The 19,386-nt window shown below is 43.6% G+C and carries 14 protein-coding genes; 10 read left to right on the forward strand and 4 right to left on the reverse strand.

Features of this window, described 5'->3' with window-relative positions; all coding sequences use genetic code 11:
• Positions 1-30 precede the first annotated feature (30 nt).
• From ABR189_RS03515 to ABR189_RS03525, 3 genes are all read right to left on the reverse strand, one after another.
• Entirely contained in the window at positions 31-3,180 is a 3,150-nt protein-coding gene (locus tag ABR189_RS03515; protein ID WP_354659056.1) for an AsmA family protein, read from the reverse strand.
• Positions 3,181-3,487: 307 nt separating this feature from the next.
• Positions 3,488-3,895, reverse strand: coding sequence for a DinB family protein (locus ABR189_RS03520; protein WP_354659057.1), 408 nt, complete (start codon positions 3,893-3,895; stop codon positions 3,488-3,490).
• A gap of 69 nt (positions 3,896-3,964) precedes the next feature.
• The gene (locus ABR189_RS03525; RefSeq protein ID WP_354659058.1) at positions 3,965-4,804 is read right to left on the reverse strand and encodes a helix-turn-helix domain-containing protein; all 840 of its coding nucleotides are present in this window, start codon (positions 4,802-4,804) and stop codon (positions 3,965-3,967) included.
• Between the two features lie 209 nt (positions 4,805-5,013).
• Between ABR189_RS03525 and ABR189_RS03530 the strand changes: the two genes are divergently transcribed.
• The 10 genes from ABR189_RS03530 to ABR189_RS03575 all read left to right on the forward strand — a co-directional run bounded on the left by ABR189_RS03530 (position 5,014) and on the right by ABR189_RS03575 (position 18,789).
• Positions 5,014-5,400 (forward strand): glyoxalase superfamily protein, encoded by a 387-nt coding sequence (locus ABR189_RS03530; protein ID WP_354659059.1) that lies wholly within the window; start codon positions 5,014-5,016, stop codon positions 5,398-5,400.
• 165 nt (positions 5,401-5,565) lie between these two features.
• On the forward strand, positions 5,566-6,750 hold the full coding sequence (locus tag ABR189_RS03535; protein ID WP_354659060.1) for a FecR domain-containing protein: 1,185 nt from the start codon (positions 5,566-5,568) through the stop codon (positions 6,748-6,750).
• Positions 6,751-6,806: 56 nt separating this feature from the next.
• Positions 6,807-10,037: a TonB-dependent receptor gene (locus ABR189_RS03540; protein ID WP_354659061.1), complete on the forward strand. Its 3,231-nt coding sequence runs from the start codon at positions 6,807-6,809 to the stop codon at positions 10,035-10,037.
• Positions 10,038-10,056: 19 nt separating this feature from the next.
• Positions 10,057-11,598, forward strand: a complete 1,542-nt coding sequence (locus tag ABR189_RS03545; RefSeq protein WP_354659062.1) for a RagB/SusD family nutrient uptake outer membrane protein — start codon at positions 10,057-10,059, stop codon at positions 11,596-11,598.
• Positions 11,599-11,673: 75 nt separating this feature from the next.
• Positions 11,674-12,870 carry a Gfo/Idh/MocA family protein gene (locus ABR189_RS03550; RefSeq protein WP_354659063.1) on the forward strand — a complete coding sequence of 399 codons (1,197 nt, stop codon included), beginning with the start codon at positions 11,674-11,676 and terminating at the stop codon, positions 12,868-12,870.
• Between the two features lies 1 nt (position 12,871).
• A complete protein-coding gene (locus ABR189_RS03555; protein WP_354659064.1) occupies positions 12,872-14,092 on the forward strand; it encodes an MFS transporter in 1,221 nt (406 codons plus the stop codon).
• 36 nt (positions 14,093-14,128) lie between these two features.
• Complete coding sequence (locus tag ABR189_RS03560; protein WP_354659065.1) at positions 14,129-15,322, forward strand: aromatic ring-hydroxylating oxygenase subunit alpha; 1,194 nt, start codon at positions 14,129-14,131, stop codon at positions 15,320-15,322.
• A 1-nt stretch (position 15,323) separates the two neighbouring features.
• Positions 15,324-16,781 carry an FAD-dependent oxidoreductase gene (locus ABR189_RS03565; protein WP_354659066.1) on the forward strand — a complete coding sequence of 486 codons (1,458 nt, stop codon included), beginning with the start codon at positions 15,324-15,326 and terminating at the stop codon, positions 16,779-16,781.
• A gap of 11 nt (positions 16,782-16,792) precedes the next feature.
• Positions 16,793-17,749 (forward strand): carbohydrate kinase family protein, encoded by a 957-nt coding sequence (locus tag ABR189_RS03570; protein ID WP_354659067.1) that lies wholly within the window; start codon positions 16,793-16,795, stop codon positions 17,747-17,749.
• Positions 17,746-18,789, forward strand: coding sequence for an SIS domain-containing protein (locus ABR189_RS03575; RefSeq protein WP_354659068.1), 1,044 nt, complete (start codon positions 17,746-17,748; stop codon positions 18,787-18,789). The genes ABR189_RS03570 and ABR189_RS03575 overlap by 4 nt, the downstream gene beginning before the upstream one ends.
• Here the strand turns inward: ABR189_RS03575 and ABR189_RS03580 are convergent.
• Positions 18,786-19,355, reverse strand: coding sequence for an RNA polymerase sigma-70 factor (locus ABR189_RS03580; protein WP_354659069.1), 570 nt, complete (start codon positions 19,353-19,355; stop codon positions 18,786-18,788). The two genes, ABR189_RS03575 and ABR189_RS03580, sit on opposite strands and share 4 nt — an antisense overlap.
• Between the last annotated feature and the right edge of the window lie 31 nt (positions 19,356-19,386).

Raw genomic sequence — 19,386 nt, forward strand, 5'->3', positions numbered from 1 at the left:
TACCGGAAAAGATGGGTGAAGGCTTTGTTATTAAGGTGTTTTATCTTCCTCATCCGGATCGGCTGTTTCTTCCAGCTTATCTTTATCGCTTCCCCTGCGTAGTTTTACAGTAGGATTGTTCTGTGTACCGGTTACATTGAAGGGAATGCCGAATAAACCAAAGGGGGGAAGTCCCAGCCGGCCTTTTAGGTTCAGCTTTCCATCAAGGCTTACCTGCCCCTCAAAGCGCGGCCGGAAACCAGCAATGCGCATTTTGGTTCTGTCAATGGTGATGATGTTATTATTGATAGTAGTTTTGATATTCACTTCTGAAAGGTCAGGATCTTTGAGGTCTCCTTTACCGGTGCTGCTGCTTACCGCATTTAACAGCTTAAAACCTTTCAGTTTTATCTTTTTAACAGACAGTACACCGCCTCCTTTCAGAGATGGATATACCGGATTCATATTTTTATCAAGCCTTCCGCTCAGGCTATAATCCAGTCCAACAATGCCGCTGGCATAAGAGGCAGAGGAGGCCATATCATGAAAGAGCTTTATTTCATTATAAGCTCTTTTGATATCAAATTCTTTTGCGCTGATATGATAATCAAATGTTGCCTTTTCCGGCTGCAGGCTAATGTAGGTGGCATCCATTTCTACCGGTGCACCGATAATAGTAAAGCCTGTTTTGTTTAATTTCAGCTTGCTGCTATCAACTACCAGTTGTCCGTGGAAGTCGTTGATGTCAATATCTTTGAACCGGATCTTATCTGCGGAGGCATTAAGGGTAAGTGCCAGATTGCCTGGTATCATCACAACACCGGAAGAGGCAGCAGAGGTACCTGGGGCGGAAGAGTTGTTATCCTTATCTCCGTTGATCATCATCTCATCAACCAGAATGTAGCCACTTTTCAGATCAAAAGTGCCCTGGAGAGATTGATGGGGTTGTGTAGCATAGCCAATTACATTACTCAGATATCCATTCAGGTTAATAAGTGATTTTCCATAGCTGGCCTTAAACTGATCAAACCACATTTTATCCTGGTCAAAACGGAAAACCCCATTATTTATTAAGAAGGGGAGGGGGAATAATTCAGATGTCAGGGCAATGTCTTTTACGATTAAGGTACCGCTGTTGCTTAGTTTGTTATACTGTCCGGTGGTGGCATCGTTTTGTGTGCCACGCAGCAGTAAGTTTGTTTTTATTAGCCCCTTCAGGTCATACCCTTTTACCGCAAATACCTGATAGATACGTCCAAGATTGATTATCCCGTTGGAAGCAATATTATATTGCAGATTATCGAAGTTATTCAGGTTGGCTTTCAGCACAAAAGGGGCGCCTTCAAATTCGAAGGATACCGGTTTAAGATCAACCTTAAGGGAACGCATCGTACCGGTAGTATTAGTAATGGTAGCGTCAATATTTATTTTCTCTAGGGGGTGGGGATAGTATTTGGTTTGTACCGTTCCGTTATTCATGGTTAGCTTGCCGGTAGTAACAGGAAACAACCGTTTGGCCGGAAGATAGGTGCCTTTTGTAACTACATTGATGGCGAGGTCACCTGTCATATTCAGGCTGTCCATTGGATACACTTTTTGAATATCACTCATATGCAGCACAGATTCCAGCTTGGCATCAATCAACGGCTGTTGGGCATTGCTGACCCGTAAGTAGCCTTTGATATAATTGCTCAGCATATTAGCATTGATATCAGTTATATTGAAATGTGTATGAGTATAATTACCATCCGGACAGGATGCCTGTGCATTAAAACTGACATTGTTTACCGCTTCGGGCATTGCAGCTAACTTAAAATAACCGTTTCGGAGGGTGGATTGGAAATTAAAGACAGGGATGCTACTGATGATGGTATCAGCCTGTTTGCGTAATCCTTTATAAACCACACTTGTAGCGTATTTCCCATCAGCCTGAAGATGCGCCTGTAGTCTTCCTTTCAGTTCGAGCGAGTTAAGCCCTGTTGCTTTACTCCATTTTTCGAGGTCTATATCCGTATTCATCTTAACGTGAATGTCCGGTGTTTTAAGGCCTTTGATACGGATTACAGAACTGAAATAATCTTTGTCGATATTGAAATAAATAGAATCTACGTTGATATACAGGCTGTCTGTATTTAGCTGCGCCAATGTTGACTGAAAGTTAAGGAACAGGTTTTTTACAGGAGCAGGGGCCTTGTCATGGGTGATGATACCATTTCTGACTTTCATATTGAAGGTTAGGTCTGGCATGGTATTGCTTTCAGCGATATACTGCCCGATGAGTGTTGCATTTACATCAGCTGTACCACTGATATTCATGTGTGCTGCCCATTTTGCGTACTCAGGAGGCAAAGCGCCAAAGATGGCATGGAGTGCTGATTCCATTGAGCTGAGCCGGAAGTCCATTTTATAACCATTCTTAAGGAACCCAAATGCACCGTTCAGCCGTACGGGTAACTCATTTATCTTTAAATCATTTTTTTCAAAAATGAAATCCAGGGAATTAGTATTGATTTTTGTGATCAGTTCTCCATTCAGTTGTTTGGATAAAATATACTGGGTATTATCATAACTGAGGTCAAAGGAGCCTATACGTATTTTCGAGTATAGATCAAATTGTGCTTTGCTAAGATCTCCTTTACCCAGGTAATTCACTTCTTTGGCCTGGATAAACATAGGGAGCGACTGATCATCGTATATAATATTGCAATGTTCCAGCTGAATACGTTCTATTTTCAGAGATGCACTGCCACTGTCGGGCTGGCTCTGTGTTGATGGTGGGCTGGATTGGTAAACATTATAGTTAGGATGCCCGGCGGTATCTATCAACACATGAATATTCCCCTTGGTCAGATAGATCTCGTCAATATGGATAGCGTTTGAGAAAACACTGGATAGGTTGATACCTAATGCTACTTCATTGGCCGATATTAGGGTGTCTTCTTTAAAAGGGGCTGCTCCTTTCAGGCTGAAATCGTATAAGGTGAGTGTCAGTGCAGGAAAATGGTTGAAAAAAGATAGCCGCGCACTTGAGAAGTTAAGGTCACCCGTGATACTATTGTTTGTCCATGTTTTTATCTTGTCAGATACCGTTTTGGGAAAGAGAACCGGCAATAAAAATAACAAAAGAATAATGGAAGCAATCGATATGGAGAAAATCTTTAATGCCTTAATAGCTGCTTTTTTGATATTTGCATTACGCATGTATAATTGGGCGTATTTGATTGTTATTCTCTCTATATGCATAGGCCATACCAGCCTACTTATTAGGGGGAAATTTTATACCTGAAATATATTATGATTACGGGTGCGAAGATAACGATTTTTATAATCTGGCAGATGGGGAGGGGCGGGTTAACAAAAGGAAAATGAAAATGAAACGCACCGGAGCCGGTACAACTTTCTGTTCACGATGATATAAAAAAGGCACTGATAAAGCTGGACGATATCAGCTTTATCAGTGCGGCGGCTGTATACAGGGATTATAGCATGAAATCGCCTACCCCATCAGCTAATATCTGTACGCTGGTGGTTCAATACCTTTGCATCGCAGGTGTATGGTAGCCTGGCCCCTGTGATGGGTGATATGGTCGATGGTGGCATGGAACCCCTGTATTGCAGTTTTATCCCCTGCCATGGTTTCCACTTGCTGCTTTAAAAAGTCGAAAGCCTTTTCCAGGTAGGCAATAGTTTGCTTTTTACTGGAAGTTACTTTGGGTGGCTGCCAGTCGGACTCCTGCTGCCGGATCAGGTTTTCTTCCCACCAGTAAATGCCATACCCAATGTGATGCATCAGCTCGTTAAAATCCCATACCTCGCTTGCAGGTTTAAAATGGTAATGCTCAGCTGGCATTCCGTCCGCTACTGCCAGGGTATATTGCTTTGCATTTTCCAGTGTAGCTAAGATTTGTGTTTTCATTGTATAAAAGTTTGATAGCACAAAACTAGCTTGCCTTACTATGGGAGGTTTAAGGAAAATTGCTGTTTTTCAGGACCGCATGGCTACCGGAGATTGCCCAAAATGTTTTTTATAGGCAGCTGAAAAGTGTTCCAGGCTATTAAAGCCTGTAGCAAAAGCAATTGCAGTGATGGAGGATTTCGTATGGCTGATCTGTAACTGTGCCTCTTTTAACCTGATTTGCCGCAGATAACCATAAGGAGAGGATAAGGTGAATTGTCTGAATAGCCGGTTAAAATGAAAAGGACTCATATGGCCAAGAGCAGCCAGCTGAGGCAAAGAAATCTCTTCTGTATAATGCCCGTTGATAAATTCCTTTACGGTTTCAATGACCGGGAGATAATATCTTTTTTGTTTTTCTGTAAGATGCGTTTTGTGGTGTGTTGTTGATCCTGCAGATAATATCATTATAAAGAGTTCCACCATTAATTGCTCAACATACAATTGCGGACAACGGGAGGTGGATAACAGGTTGAAAATACAAAAATGCAGGTATTCCATTTCAGGGGTGGCCTTTACCAGGAGAGACTGCATATCCGGATTATTAAAAAAGAATGAAAAGGCGTCTGTCTGCGCGAGCAATAAGGAGGTACTATGGGGTGAAAAGGAGAAGATCGTGCATTCGTCCGGCATATTATGGATATGGCCCACATGATATTCATAGCCGGGCTTACAGATCAGAAACAGCCCACTATATGCATCGAGATCGTTCCGGAATACATTGAACTTAAAGTTACCCTTACGGATATAAGCAATGGAAAAATTTTCCTGGTATTCTTTTTCAGATACACTGCAATCCTGACAACGGCACAGAAAATTATGCACGGAACACAGTGATGAATCATAGATGGTTAATATTTCAGCCTGCATCTGATAAGCGATTTATACCCCTAAAAGTAAATAGCCCAGGTGACAACCTTATGTCAGGAGCCATCGTAAAATGTTGGGATTTTATTTAATTTTGTTTCAGGTAATGGCAGCAAGACTCCCAAAAATGAATAATAGACTGTCCGTACGTAGCTCCCCTGCTGATTTCCTTCTTTAAGCTGTTGTTTATCAAACTATTTAAACTATGCACCATGTCTGATACTCCCTTTCAAATTGAATCCATAAATCCCATCCTGTATGTTAAGGATATGGCGGTGAGCCGGAATTTCTATGTAAAGCTACTTGGTTTTGAGGAAGACGAATGGGGGGATGATATTTTTACCTGTATTTCCAGGGATGGTTTTTGTATCTATTTATGCAAGGGGGCACAAGGTGTGCCAGGAACATGGCTGTGGGTTGGCTTTTCAGGAGATATTTTTGCCTTGTATCAAGCCTTATTATTAAAAGAGGTAACTATCAGAACCCCGCCTCAGAACTATTCCTGGGCTTTGGAAATGCATGTACAGGACCCTGATGGTCATATCCTGAGATTTGGAACAACACCAGATGAAAATCAACCATACCTGGATAAACAATAGTGTTACGGTTAACAACCATATCTGTAGATTTTTATTATATCCATCAGTTTCCTTTGTCTTTCTTCTTTATAGCCATTGACCAGGCAGTACCTGAAATTTTTTTTTGACCACTAAGGGTAGGGAAGAAAAATTCCCTCTATATCTGTATAAGCCTAACAATTTCACATGGAGGATCAACCAGATATCAGTTCCCTGGCGGAAAAATGGTTAAATGGTACCATTACCCCTGCAGAAAAACAGCAGTTCGAAGACTGGTATAACCGCCAGCCAGGACTTAGCATAGAATGGCTAAAGGATGAAACAGCAGATGAATTACGCAAAAAAATCTTTCTGTCTATCATTTCCAGATTGGAAACAACACCGGCAATACCGGAAGAAGCCCCGGTTATTGACATGCCTCGTCGCTCTAAATGGAGGCAGAGGGTATCTGTGGCAGCAGCGGTACTGATGTTGTTAGGCAGTACGGTTATCTATTTCTATATCAGCAATAATAAGACAACTACCAGGCAAATGCCTGTTGCGGGTATCAGCACCGGAGCAATAATGACAGGTAAGACAAAGGCAACTCTTACCCTGTCTGATGGTACCGTTATTCAGTTAGATAGCATGAAAACGGACCAGATCGTTTTACAGGGTAGTACTTCGGTATATAAAAATGAAGATGGAGAGATTGTGTATGAACCAGGTTCAAACGAAACAGGAGAACTGTACAATACCCTTACTATACCCAGGGGGAGCGGATTATCATCTGTTATGCTGTCTGATGGCAGTAAAGTATGGCTGAACGTGGAAAGTACCTTACGTTTTCCTGTTGCATTCTCCAGCAAGGAAAGAAAAGTCCGGGTTACCGGAGAGGCCTATTTTGAAGTAAGCAAGGATGCTTCGAGGAAGTTCCTGGTAGAAACGGAAGGGGCTACAACAGAGGTACTGGGTACCCATTTTAATGTAAATACCTATGAAAAACCGGAGGAAGTATTGGTGACCCTGTTGGAAGGGGCGGTGCGGGTAAGCAATCCTGCTGCGCAGGAACAATTACTGCAACCGGGACAGCAGGCAGAGGTGAAGCCTGTTGGAATTATCCTGCTTAATAAAATGCCCGATCTGGAAGCGGTGATGGCCTGGAAGCACGGATTATTCAAGATGGATAATTCGGATGTACACACCGTAATGGCACAACTGGCCCGATGGTACGATGTGGAGGTCCGGTTTGAAAAAGACCTGGAGGACATACGTTTTTCCGGAACAATATCGAGAAATACCGATTTGGCAAAAGTGCTGGAAATGCTATCAATGACAAAGGAAGTAAGGTTCAGACAGGAAGGGGAAAAAATCGTTGTATATCCTTTCTGATAATGATGACACGTTTTGAAATGACAGTTACCACGTAAACCAATAATTCCCACATTATGAAAATTGACACCTCTCGCCATGGCGTTCCATGCCGGCGGATGCGGCGTATCCCTGCCTTGCATGTTCAAAGAATCATTTTTGCTTTGCTGTTGGTATCAACCCTCCAGGTGAGTGCTGTTAGCTATTCACAACAACTTACGTTTTCCTATAAGGATGCATCTCTGGCGCAGATATTTGCAGAGATAAAGAAACAAAGCGGATACTTGTTTATATGTAGCAGCAAACAACTGGAAAATACCAGGAATGTAACGATTAACGTAAAGAATGCCTCCCTTGATTATGTGCTTAACCTTTGTTTTAAAGAACAGCCTGTAACGTATAAAATAGTGGAGAAAACGATTGTAGTGATACCCAGGGATGGTGGAAATATGATACAGACAAACATGGAGGCAGATCCTATTCAGGTAAGGGGAACAGTAGTGGATGAAACAGGTGCCCCTTTGCCAGGAGTGAGTATTCAGCTCAAAGGGACGAAAACAGGTACCAGCTCAGATGCTTCAGGAAAGTATGTAATTACGGTACCTCAAAATAGTACCCTGGTATTTTCATATACCGGGTTTGCGCCACAGGAAATTGCTGTGAATAACAAAACAGTGGTGAATATTCAGATGGCGAGGTTGGAAACCAAACTGAACGAACTGGTGGTAATTGGATATGGTTCGCAATTGAAAAAAGACATTTCGGGATCTGTTGCCGTGGTTGGGGAAAAGGATTTTAACAAAGGGGTTACGCAAACAGTGGCGGACTTGCTGCAAGGTAAGGTTGCCGGGTTAACGATAACAACGGAAACGGGGGATGTAACAGCTAAACAAACAATCCGGTTAAGGGGTACTTCCTCCCTTACAGGATCAAGTGCACCATTTGTAGTGATAGACGGGGTGCCGGGCATGGACATGAATTCAGTGGCGCCACAGGACATTGAATCTATCAGTGTTCTCAAAGATGCGGCTGCCACCGCCATCTATGGTTCCAGATCGGCTAGTGGTGTGATATTGATTACCACAAAAAAGGGAAAAGCCGGACAACAAAAAATCCAGCTGAACAGCTACATAGCAGTAGATCAGGTGTCTAATAAACCAAGGTTACTGACAGCAGGTGAATGGCGTGCATATACGAAAGACAATGGCATGGATGTAACCGGGCTGGATGTAGGAGGTAATACTGATTGGTTCAGGGAAATTATGCGTACCGGTGTTTCCCATAATCATAGCCTGTCCCTGTCTGGCGGCTCGGATAAAGGTAATTACCGGGCTTCAGTAAACTATCTGAACAGGGAAGGTATTATGAGAGACAATGACGTGAAGCGGCTCAATCTGCTCTTTGCTGTTAATCAGAAAATACTGGATGGTAAGGTAACCTTATCACTGGTAGGAGGTGCGGTACAAAGCGATTTCTCTCCTACAAACAGTTTTAATACTGTACTGGCTTATACCATGCTGCCGGTTTACAATATTAAAAACCCCGATGGTACCTGGTTTGAAAAATTTGATTGGGAACAGGGCAACCCGGTACATAACATCGCAGAAAACCGGAACCTTGTTAAATCAAGCCAATTGTACGGAAACGGTAATATTAAAGCGAAACTGTTTGACGGATTTACAGCCGGCATTAACCTGTTCAAGCAACGGTCTACACAGGATAGCAGCCGTTACAATGCAATCACTACGCAGGCTGGCAGGACAGACCGGGGATATGCTTTCCGCGCAAATAGCGTGTGGGATAAAAATCTGATGGAGATAACAGGAGATTATGACAAAAGTTTTGGCAAGCATAACCTGAAACTACTCGCAGGGTATTCATATGAAGAGAACTATACGCAGTATATGAGGGCGGCCAACAGGGGCTTTATCACGGACCAGTTTGAATACAATAACCTGGGAGGAGGCGAAAATCTCTTTCCGGGTGATGTAGGTTCTATGAAGGAACTCAGTAAACTGATCTCCTTTTTCGGAAGGGCAAATTATAGCTTTGATGGCAAATATACCGTTAGTGGAACCTTACGCAGAGATGGTTCTTCAAAATTCGGTAACCAGAACAAATGGGGACTTTTTCCCTCCGCATCTGCTGCCTGGACCATTTCAGATGAAGCCTTTCTGCGGGAAAGTAAAGTGATCGATGAACTGAAATTCAGAGCAGGTTACGGAATAGTAGGAAACCAGGAAGGTATTGGCCCTTACAGCTCTATTGCATTATATGGAAAAGGAGATGAATACTATGACAATGGCAGATGGAGAAATACGTATAAATATGCGCAGAATGATAACCCCAATCTGAAATGGGAAGAAACTGCTACTATGAACGTGGGATTTGATTATATGCTCTTTGGTGGCCGCTTGTCTGGTGCTATGGATTATTACGTGAAGAAAACAAGTGATCTGCTGTATGTATATAATGTGCCGGTACCTCCCAACTTATATCCTACTACGCTGGCCAATGTAGGGGATATGACTAACAAAGGTTTTGAGCTGACCATCAATACAGAAAACATCCGTACCAAAGACCTGAAATGGACCACTTCCCTGAACTTTGCTACCAATAAAAATGTGGTGAACAGGTTGTCTAATGAGCTGTATCAGACGGAGAGTATTAAAACCGGGGGTATCAGCCTGCGTGGTTCCGGTAATCTTACCAGCCATATTATTGAGGAAGGCCGGGAGGTAGGTACGTTTTATGGCTGGAGATCACTAGGACTGGATAATAACGGGAAGTACATTTTTGAAGACATCAATAAGGATGGGGAGATTAACAGTCTTGATTATACTTACATCGGACAGGCTATGCCACGTTTTACATATGGTATCTATAATGCAGTTACTTACAAGCGCTTTAATTTTTCCGTCTTTTTCAGGGGAGTATATGGCAATGATGTATTGAACAATCCAAGATTACAATATGGTAATAAAAAGTGGCTACCGGGATCCAACGTTATGAAAGAAGCATTGACTAACGGTATTAACGATGATCCTAAGTATTCCAGCTATTATATTGAGAAAGGTTCTTTTCTCAGGTTGGACAACCTCAGTCTTTCCTATAATCTGATTGAGAAAGGCTTTAAGGGAATTAACGGACTGCGCCTGTATGTATCCGCACAAAATCTGTTTGTGATTACCAACTTTAAAGGGCTTGATCCGGAAGTGAATATGAGCGGCCTGGCACCAGGAGTAATGGAAAATGTATTTGTGCCCAGAGCACGTACTTATTCATTTGGTGTTGATATTAATTTCTAAACTGAAACAATCAAGGATTATGAAAAATTTCAAAGCTTCTATACTGATTGTATTGCTGATGATTTCCATGGGACCCGCTTGTACCAGGCTGGATGAAACACTCTATACACAGGTGCCGGTGGATGATTTCGGGAAAAGTGAAGAACAGATCAATGCATTGGTTGGTTCTATTTACAGCAGTTTGAAATTGCATTGCATTGACTGGGATACTTACCTGACAATGGATGGGTTGTCTTCGGATATGATTGCTATTCCGGGTTTTAAAGGAGGCGACTGGAGTGAGCCGATGTACAAGGAAACCATGCAGCATAAATGGAATGCCAGCAGCAGCGGATTTAATGCCTCTTACTTTGAACCTTCTGCCAGTATATCATTGTGTAATCAGATTTATTACCAGATTGATATTAACAAAGCCATCGTGCCCGAATTAAAAGACCAGATTCTGGCTGAGATCAGGGGAGTGCGTGCATTCTGGTATTATATCCTTTGTGATCACTATGGTAATGTACCTATTGTCACAGATTTTCTGGACAAATCGCAACCCGAAACAAAAACGCGGCAGGAAGTATTCACCTTCATCGTTAATGAACTGAATGACATCAAGGACAAGCTACGGAATGATGTGGCAACGCCTGCCAGCTATGGTAAAATGACCCGCGGTGCTGCGTATACCTTATTGGCTAAAATGTATCTCAATGCGGCTGTATGGAATCCGGCAGGAGGTAATAAATGGGAAGATTGTGTGAAGGCATGCGATACGGTGTTGGCCATGCCTTATCAGCTGGAAAAATGGGATATCAACTTTGTTTCCAACAATAATATCTCGCGGGAAGCGATCTTTTCAGCTGTTTTCAGAGCTGGTGGCAGTGGCCGGCAAAATAATATAGCACTTAATACCCTGCATTATTTTGATCCGATTGCACTTGGTTTAAACATTGCTCCCTGGAATGGTATTGCTGCAAACCCACCTTATGTTAAAGAATTTGATCCGGCAGATACCCGGTTTGCTGCCTCTTTTTTAATCGGACCCATGAAAAATCCTGCGGGAGAAATTATCATGACCCCACATGGCCGCCCATTGATCCACACGATAGATATGGTACTGAATGAAGTAGGTCCGGATGGCTGGGGATGGATTAACCAGGAAGAGGGTGCCAGGATTAAAAAATGGCAGTTTGAGCCAGGGTTGAGTACCAGTATGGAAAATGACTTCCACATCTTCCGCCTGGCGGATGTGTACCTGATGAAAGCAGAAGCGTTGCTCCGCAGTGGGGGCAGCAACGGTGAAGCTACCAGCCTGGTGAATACGATCCGTGCAAGGGCATTTGCAGACCCCTCAAAATTATACACTGCTGTAACACTGGAGGATATCTATAAAGAAAGAAGGTTTGAACTCGCCTGGGAAGGGTTTACCCGGCAGGATATGATCCGGTATAATAAATTCCTTTTGCCCAGACCTCCATTCAAGCCTAATACCAGTGATCCCAAGTATCTGCTGTATGCTATTCCACAGGCGGCTATCGACGCAAATAACAAACTGAAACAAAATCCGGGGTATTAACTGATCCTGTAAACAAAAATATACGCTTTTAAATCATCATCATACCTGGAAATCCAGGTGTTAAAACTTGTATTCATGAAAAAGATGACCAGAAAAAGTTTCATCAGCAATTTTGGGGTGTTAGGTGCTGCTGCTTTTATATCTCCTGCCGTATTAGGATCAACGGGGTCTAAGGCCCAAACAGGTCCGGCCATCCTTCCTGTAAATAAAAAAATAAGAGTAGGGCTGATCGGTTGTGGTAGTGTGTCTGGTGTTTATCTGCCACATCTGGCTACTTGCCCTTATGCTGAAGTGGTAAGCCTCTGTGACATTAAACCGGAGCGTGCCCAGAAAGCGGCAAAAAAAATTAATGGTGCCAACTGGTATCCGCATATCGATAAAATGATGGCGGGAGTACCGTTTGATCTGTTGGTAAACACTACTAACATGCAGGAACATGGGAGGCTGAACAAAATTGCCATTGCTGCAGGAAAAAATGTTTGGTGCGAAAAACCACTGGCTAACACTTACCGCGAAGGACGTGAAATTCTGGATATGGCAAAAGCAAAAGGGGTAAAGATCTGGGGGGCTCCGGCAGTAGTCAATAGCCCTCAGTTTGCTTTCATGGCCAAACAGATAAATGAAGGTAACCTGGGAAGAATTGCCGCTGCGCATGGGCATTATGGGCATGAAGGACCTGGTTGGTCTGCTTTTTTCTATGAAGAAAATGGAGGGAGTCTGCCAGACCTGGGCGTCTATAATATTGCTACGTTGACCGGTTTATTTGGCCCTGCTAAATCCGTAGTGGCGATGACGAATGTGATTACCCCTACCCGTACCGTAGATGATAAAGGTACGATTCCGGTTGTGGCGGAAGATAATGCCCAGGTACTTTTTGAGCATAAAAGCGGGGTACTGTCACATATCCAGTGCGGCTTCAATTATTTCGATCCTTATGGACACCAGGGGACAGGGCAGGAGCGCCCCACAATTTCTGTATACGGGTCTAAAGGAAATATGCATATGGTAGGGTACGACTGGATGCCTGCAGGGGTAGACATGGCTACCAGCGCCAATCCCCAGACACAGCGTTTTGTGCGTGATGCAGGTACCTATGTCTGGCAGGAGGGGGCTTCTGTGATTTGTGAACATATGGCTACCGGCAAAAAGCCGTTGATCAATGTGGAACATTCCTTACACGTATTGGAGATCATAGAAGCTTCCCGGGAATCACAACGTACTGGTAAACGAATTGACCTCGTATCTTCTTTTCCCTGGCCGGTAGTGGTATAGTATGAACACAATTTCAGATCAACGCATCTCCTGGTGGCAAAAGCTGCGAACGGAAAATAATCGTTTCCGGCTGGTATTCCTGTGCAGTTTTGCTTCACTGGGAAGCTGGATGCCTGGTTTTAATATATGGCTGCAAGATCAGGGAATGGGAGGAACAGCAATGGGATTCCTGGCTGCTATTCCCTGGTTAGTGATGCTGCTGGTACAACCCTTCTGGGGAATATTGGCAGATAAAACAGGTAAAATATATTGTTTCCGGCTGTCTGTATTGTTGGCAGCATTGTTATTTGGAATTTTTCCTTTATTAGCTAAAGCCAGCATGTGGATTGGGATAATGACATGCTGTTTTGCTGTATTTCAAACACCTGTGCTGCCTTTGCTGGATAGCATCACATTGGATCATGCTGCAATGGATCATACCATATCTTATAGCAGGTTAAGATTTTGGGGGGCTCCCGGATTTGGATTGGGGGCATGGCTTACCGGGATACTTTCAACAACCTATGGCAGTGACGTGTCGTTTTATCTGACTGCTGCTTTTTTGCTTAGTGCCTGGCTGATAGCGCGCAAACTGGAACCTCCTCCCGCCGTGGTAGCTGCTGCGGATCTTAGCTTTAAGGGGCTGGGGCAAACACTTAACAACGGTATCCTGTTCAGCTTTTTGTTGGTGGTTATGCTGGTATCCATCACCCAATCGGCCAGCTCTTTTTTCCTGACAGTGTATATGCGTGAAATTGGAGCAGCTGCTTCCATTACCGGGACTGCCATAGGGGTACAGTCACTCAGTGAATTACCCTTTTATTTCATAGCTGCCTGGTTGTTACGGAAAACAAACGCGGGGAAAGTGCTGGTCATTGCAATATGGGGTACCGCACTCCGGTTTTTACTGTATTATCTTAATGGCAACCCCTATATGGTAATCAGTATAGAGAGCCTCAATGGGATCACCTGGACTTTACTATGGATCTCCTCTGTAGAATTTGTGAATGAAAAAGTACCTGCTCAATGGAGAACCACTGGACAGTCACTGCTATGGGCTATGTATTTTGGTGCTGGTGCAGTGGCTGGCAATGTACTCATAGGCAGCCTTTATGAAACAATGCCTATGAGGCAGATATTCGGCATATTCAGCATAGTGGTTTTTATTACAGGAATCTTCTCTTTGCTGCTTTTTGTAAAGCCTTCCAAAACGAAACCATTGATGGTACAAAATGTAGCCTGAATATTTCATCATTATAGTGCTTAAAATTATTATTATATGAATACGCTGCAACTATTGCTGGAACAATATAAAAAGGGGTGGAGCCTGGAACGGGAATTTTACACCAGCCAGGAGGTATTTGAGCAGGAAATGACATATATCTGGAAACAGCATTGGTTATTTGCAGGATTCTCCTGTGAAATTCCTGAATCAGGTGATTATCTGACCTATATGGTATTGGACCAGTCTGTAATTATAATCCGGGATGACGATGGACAGATATATGCGCATCATAATTCCTGCAGGCACAGAGGTTCTGCAATCTGCCTGGAAGAAAGAGGCCATGAAGACAAACTAAAATGCCCCTATCATAGCTGGGTATATGATAAAAATGGTAGCCTGCGGAGTGCGCGTTTAATGCCGGATGATCTTGATAAAAGCCAGTTAGGCTTACATCCTGTTCATGTTGCAATGATAGAAGGCGCCATCTTTATTTCCCTGGCAGATAAGCCACCGGACTTTTCTCAGGAGATAGCAGCGCTTTCTCCTTATCTGCGGCCTTATCAGCTGGATAATGCGAAGGTGGCTTACCGGGATCGTTATGAACTGGAGGCCAACTGGAAACTGATCGGTGAAAATTTCAGGGAATGTTATCATTGCGGCCCGGTACACATTGAGTACTGCAGTGTGGTGGTTGGTGCCAACCTGGTCGAAGACCGGGAGGCGGTAGTGGCGGAAAGTAAAGTCCTCTGGCAGCAGCAGGGACTAGCGGTTGATACAATTGAAAATACAGGAGATGCCAGTCATTATGCTACCCGTTATCCGCTTCGTCCAGGTATGGAAAGTTATACATTGGATGGAAAACCTGCGGCCCTGCCGATGGGGCAGTATAAACAATACGATAATGGGGTCGTGGGGCTGATTAACTATCCCAATTTCTGGATGGATGGGGTAAGTGATTATATCTGGTGCATGCGTATTACGCCTATTGATGCTTTGCGCGCTGTGGTGGATCTCACCTGGCTGGTAGATGGTAAAGCGGTGGAAGGAGTAGACTATGATATAGAAAGACTTACTGAGTTCTGGAAAATTACAGGGGAGCAGGACTGGCACCTTTGTGAAAATAATCAGAAAGGGATACGCTCTGTCAGATATGAGCCAGGTCCCATGGCGCCCTCTGAAGAGGATGTGGTAAACTTTCATACCTGGTATCTTAACAGGATGCGTAAGGGAGTGATGAAAAATCAGTAGTATGAAAAGAACAGCGGTCGCCCCGGTAAAAAAAAGTAAGTTGGTAGTAATAGGGAATGGCCCTGCCGGGTTTAAATTCTGTGAGAAGTTTGTAAAGTACAGATTGGAAAAACAGTTTGACCTGGTAGTATACGGGGAAGAGCATTATCCTGCGTATGACAGGATCAACCTGACCCGGCATTTTGAAGACAGTGTAATAGAAAAGTTGGTCCTCGCACCTGTTTCCTGGTATACACAAAATAAGATCACCCTTAAAACAGGACAGCAGGTAGTAGAGATAGACCGGAAGCAAAGATTGATTAAAACCAGCAACGGGGCAGTGGAGCAATATGATAAACTTATTCTGGCTACAGGATCAGCCCCTTTTATTCCCTCATTAGAGAACAGGGAGCTACCTGGTGTATTTGTATATAGGACCATAGATGATATTACTGCTATTCAGTCGTATATTCAACCAGAACATAAGGCGATCGTCATTGGTGGCGGTATCCTGGGGCTGGAAGCGGCAAGGGCATTGTTGTATGCCGGACTGCAGACTACAGTCATAGAAATAGCTCCACACCTGATGCCAAGGCAGCTGGATGTAGAAGGGGCTGCCATCTTGCAGCAACAGGTGGAACAATTGGGATTGTCAGTATATTGCAGTAAGCAGGTGACAAAAATATTGGGAACGGAAGAAGTAAAGGGTATTACCTGTGCAGATGGCACCTGTTTAACGGCTGATGTAGTAATTATTTCTGCAGGGATACGTCCACGTGATGAACTGGGAGTGCGTTGCGGCTTGCAAATCGGAACTAACGGTGGTATTGTGGTAAATAATTACAATCTTACATCAGATGAAAACATCTTCGCTATAGGGGAATGTGCCCTTGCTGCTGATAGGATATGGGGGCTGGCAGCACCATGTTATGAGATGGCAGAGGTTGTAGCTGCACGGCTGGCAAAGATCTATAAAGTTTTTAGTGCAAATGTATTGCTGACAAAACTCAAAGTGCTGGAAGTAAAAGTTGTTTCCTTTGGGGATGCATTGGGAAAACATCCTCACATCCCGCTTGTATATCGGCATGAGGAAACGGGCGTTTACAAAAGAATAAATATTTCTCCGGATCAGCAATATGTGCTGGGGGGGATATTGGTGGGAGAGGCCGGGTGTTATGCAACGCTTTTTCATATGCTGAGAAACAGGATTAAGATTACCGGACTACCTGCTGAATTGATTGCTCCAAAAACTGAAACAAATGAAGAGAAAATTACAGACTTCCCGGATAATACCATCATCTGTTTGTGTGAGGGCGTTTGCAAAGGAACGATTGTAGCAGATATCCTGGAAAATAATCTCACCCGCCTGGATGAAGTAAAAAAGATGACAAATGCAGGTACCGGATGTGAGAGCTGTATATCCCTGTTAGAAGATTTGTTAGCTGAAGTATCCCGGAAAGTTTTACAAACCCGTAGTTAAATGTGTTTACAATGAATGGTAATATGCCTGTGTCTTCCCCAACATTCAGATTTGATATATTGGCAATGGCCGATCTGTGTTTTGATATTATCATCAGCGGGCCTGATGCACCTCAGTTCAACCAGGTGGAGCTGTTGGTGGATGATTATATAATTGATCTGGGCGGATCTGTTGGCATTTTTGCATGCCAGTTTGCCAAACTGGGTGGCACTATTGCTTTACTTGGAAATGTAGGTAAGGATATTCCCGGACAGATTATAATCGATAGATTGAAAGGTGCAGGTGTGGAAACCAGTTTGATCTCTGTTTATGATGGGGAAAAAACAGCGATGGGATTAAACCTGTTTTGTAAGGGAGACCGTGCCATGCTTACCTGCCTTGGTGTAATGGACCAAAGCATTCCTGCCATTTTCTCGGCAGCACTGTCACATAAGGCAAAACACTGGCATATTGGAGGGTATTTCTTACTCCGGGAGTTAATCCATACCTGGCCGGTATGGGTACAAACGCTCAAAGCGCAGGGGGTAAGTATTTCACTGGATACCAACTGGGATCCTTCAGGGAAATGGGAGAATGTATATGCCCTTTTGCCAATGATAGATATTTTCCTGCCCAATGAAGCAGAAGCGATGGCAATCAGTGGAAAAAAGAATATTACGGAGGCTGGCCTGTTTTTGGCAGAAGTATGCCCGCTGGTAGTGATCAAAATGGGTGAACAGGGGGCCATGGTTTTTAAGCAGGGGAATGAAAATTATTATCCACTCCCTGCTTCGCTTACTGCAGCGCTTCATATTGTTGACACTACCGGTGCAGGTGATAATTTTGATGCGGGTTTTATCTTCTCCTGGTTGTCAGGTGCAGCAGAAAGCAGCTGTATTGAAAATGCATTCCGGTGTGCAGTCTCCAGTTTAACCGGATTAGGTGGGATAGCCAAACAAATTGTAAATAAAACAGACCTGAAGTTATGACGCGATTCCTGAAAGATATTCTGGATCAACCGGATCAACTGCTGCATTCCATGGATTATAGTTTGCATGAGGGGAGCAGGTTCATGAAACAAGCGGCAGACTTAATCAGGCCGGCTGAAAATGTTTTTATTGTGGCTATCGGTGCAAGTTGGTGTGCAGGGATGGCGGTTCAGGTAGCTTTCAATGAAGCAGGTGTACAAGCCGTTTTATGTGATGCAGCAGATTTTCTTTACTTTACCAGGATTCCTCCCAGGGCGGTGGTCATCTTTTTATCCCGCAGTGGCAAGAGCATAGAAATTGTAAATGCAATACCGAAGTGCAAGGCTGCAAATGCTGTTATTGTCAGTATTACCAATGCGCCATCTAGTGAACTGGCCAGGTATTCTACTGTATGTTTGTTCACCAATGTAAGATTTGATAACAGCATTTCTGTAAGTACCTATTCCTCCATTATCCTGACGGGGGTACTGCTGGCACAATTGATCAAACCATTGGATACCGGAACAGCTTCAGTGGATGTGTTTGCGAATACAATACAGACAATTAACAGCAGTATACCGGTATGGCAGTCAGTGATCGCATCTGCCGGCTGGTTAAACAGCAGCAAGGCTACCTATTTTATGGCACGGGGGGCTGAGGTGGCCTGTGCACATGAAAGCAGGCTATTGTGGGAGGAAGCGGCCAAACAGCCGGCTACGGCGCTGACCACGGGGGCTTTCCGGCATGGACCACAGGAAATTATTAATAATGGTATTCATATAGCTATCTGGATAGGAAATGAAACTGCCCGCAATTATGATTGTAAACTGGTGAATGACCTGGTAGAAAAACAGGTGAATGTAATAGCTGTCGGCAGTAATTTACCTTTGGAACTGAAAGGCCATAAAATAGAGATGCCTCCATTACCTCATTTGTTATGTCCTGTTATTGGTACCATTCCTATGCAGCTGGCTTCCGAAAAACTGGCAGGTATAAAAGGGGTGGACCCGGATAATTTTTTATACTGCAACTTTATAGTAGAAACGGAAGGTGGGCTTTAAAAAAATGGAATGCGCTGATGAAGAATGAGGCGTAGTGCTTTCAGTGCCCGCGTCATATGTGCTTCCACCGTTTTCTTTGAAATGCTTAGTTTTTCAGCAATCTGTTTTTCTGTAAATCCGTTTTCCCGGCTAAGGCGAAATACCAACCGGCACTTTTCTGGCAGCTGCTGTATAGTGTCTTCCAATTGTCGCCGTGTAGACTCATAATCTATCCATTCAGCTGTATTATTATCCGCTTCCTGCCCGGTGGCGGTATAGAAATTGTGATGTGCTGTTTTTTGTTTTTGCTTCCTGGCAATAGTAGCCATGATCTCATATTTTACACAGGAAGCAATATAGGTGTAGAAGGAGTGCGTCAGGTGAAGATTCTTTCTTGTTTTCCAGATATTCATGAATACCTGTTGTACAATTTCTTCTGCATCCTCTTCAGAGCCGGTCTTCCATTTTGCCTGGATTAGCAGTTTTTCCCAATAGCGGTTGTATAATACTTCAAAAGCAGCTATATTATCATCATCTCTGATCAGTTGAACCAGTTGGTCATCATGATATTGCTGAAAATTATTCAACGAATAGTTGGTTTAGTGAGCTGACCCATGA

It is taken from the genome of Chitinophaga sp. H8, from assembly GCF_040567655.1.
In the GTDB taxonomy this organism is placed as follows: domain Bacteria; phylum Bacteroidota; class Bacteroidia; order Chitinophagales; family Chitinophagaceae; genus Chitinophaga; species Chitinophaga defluvii.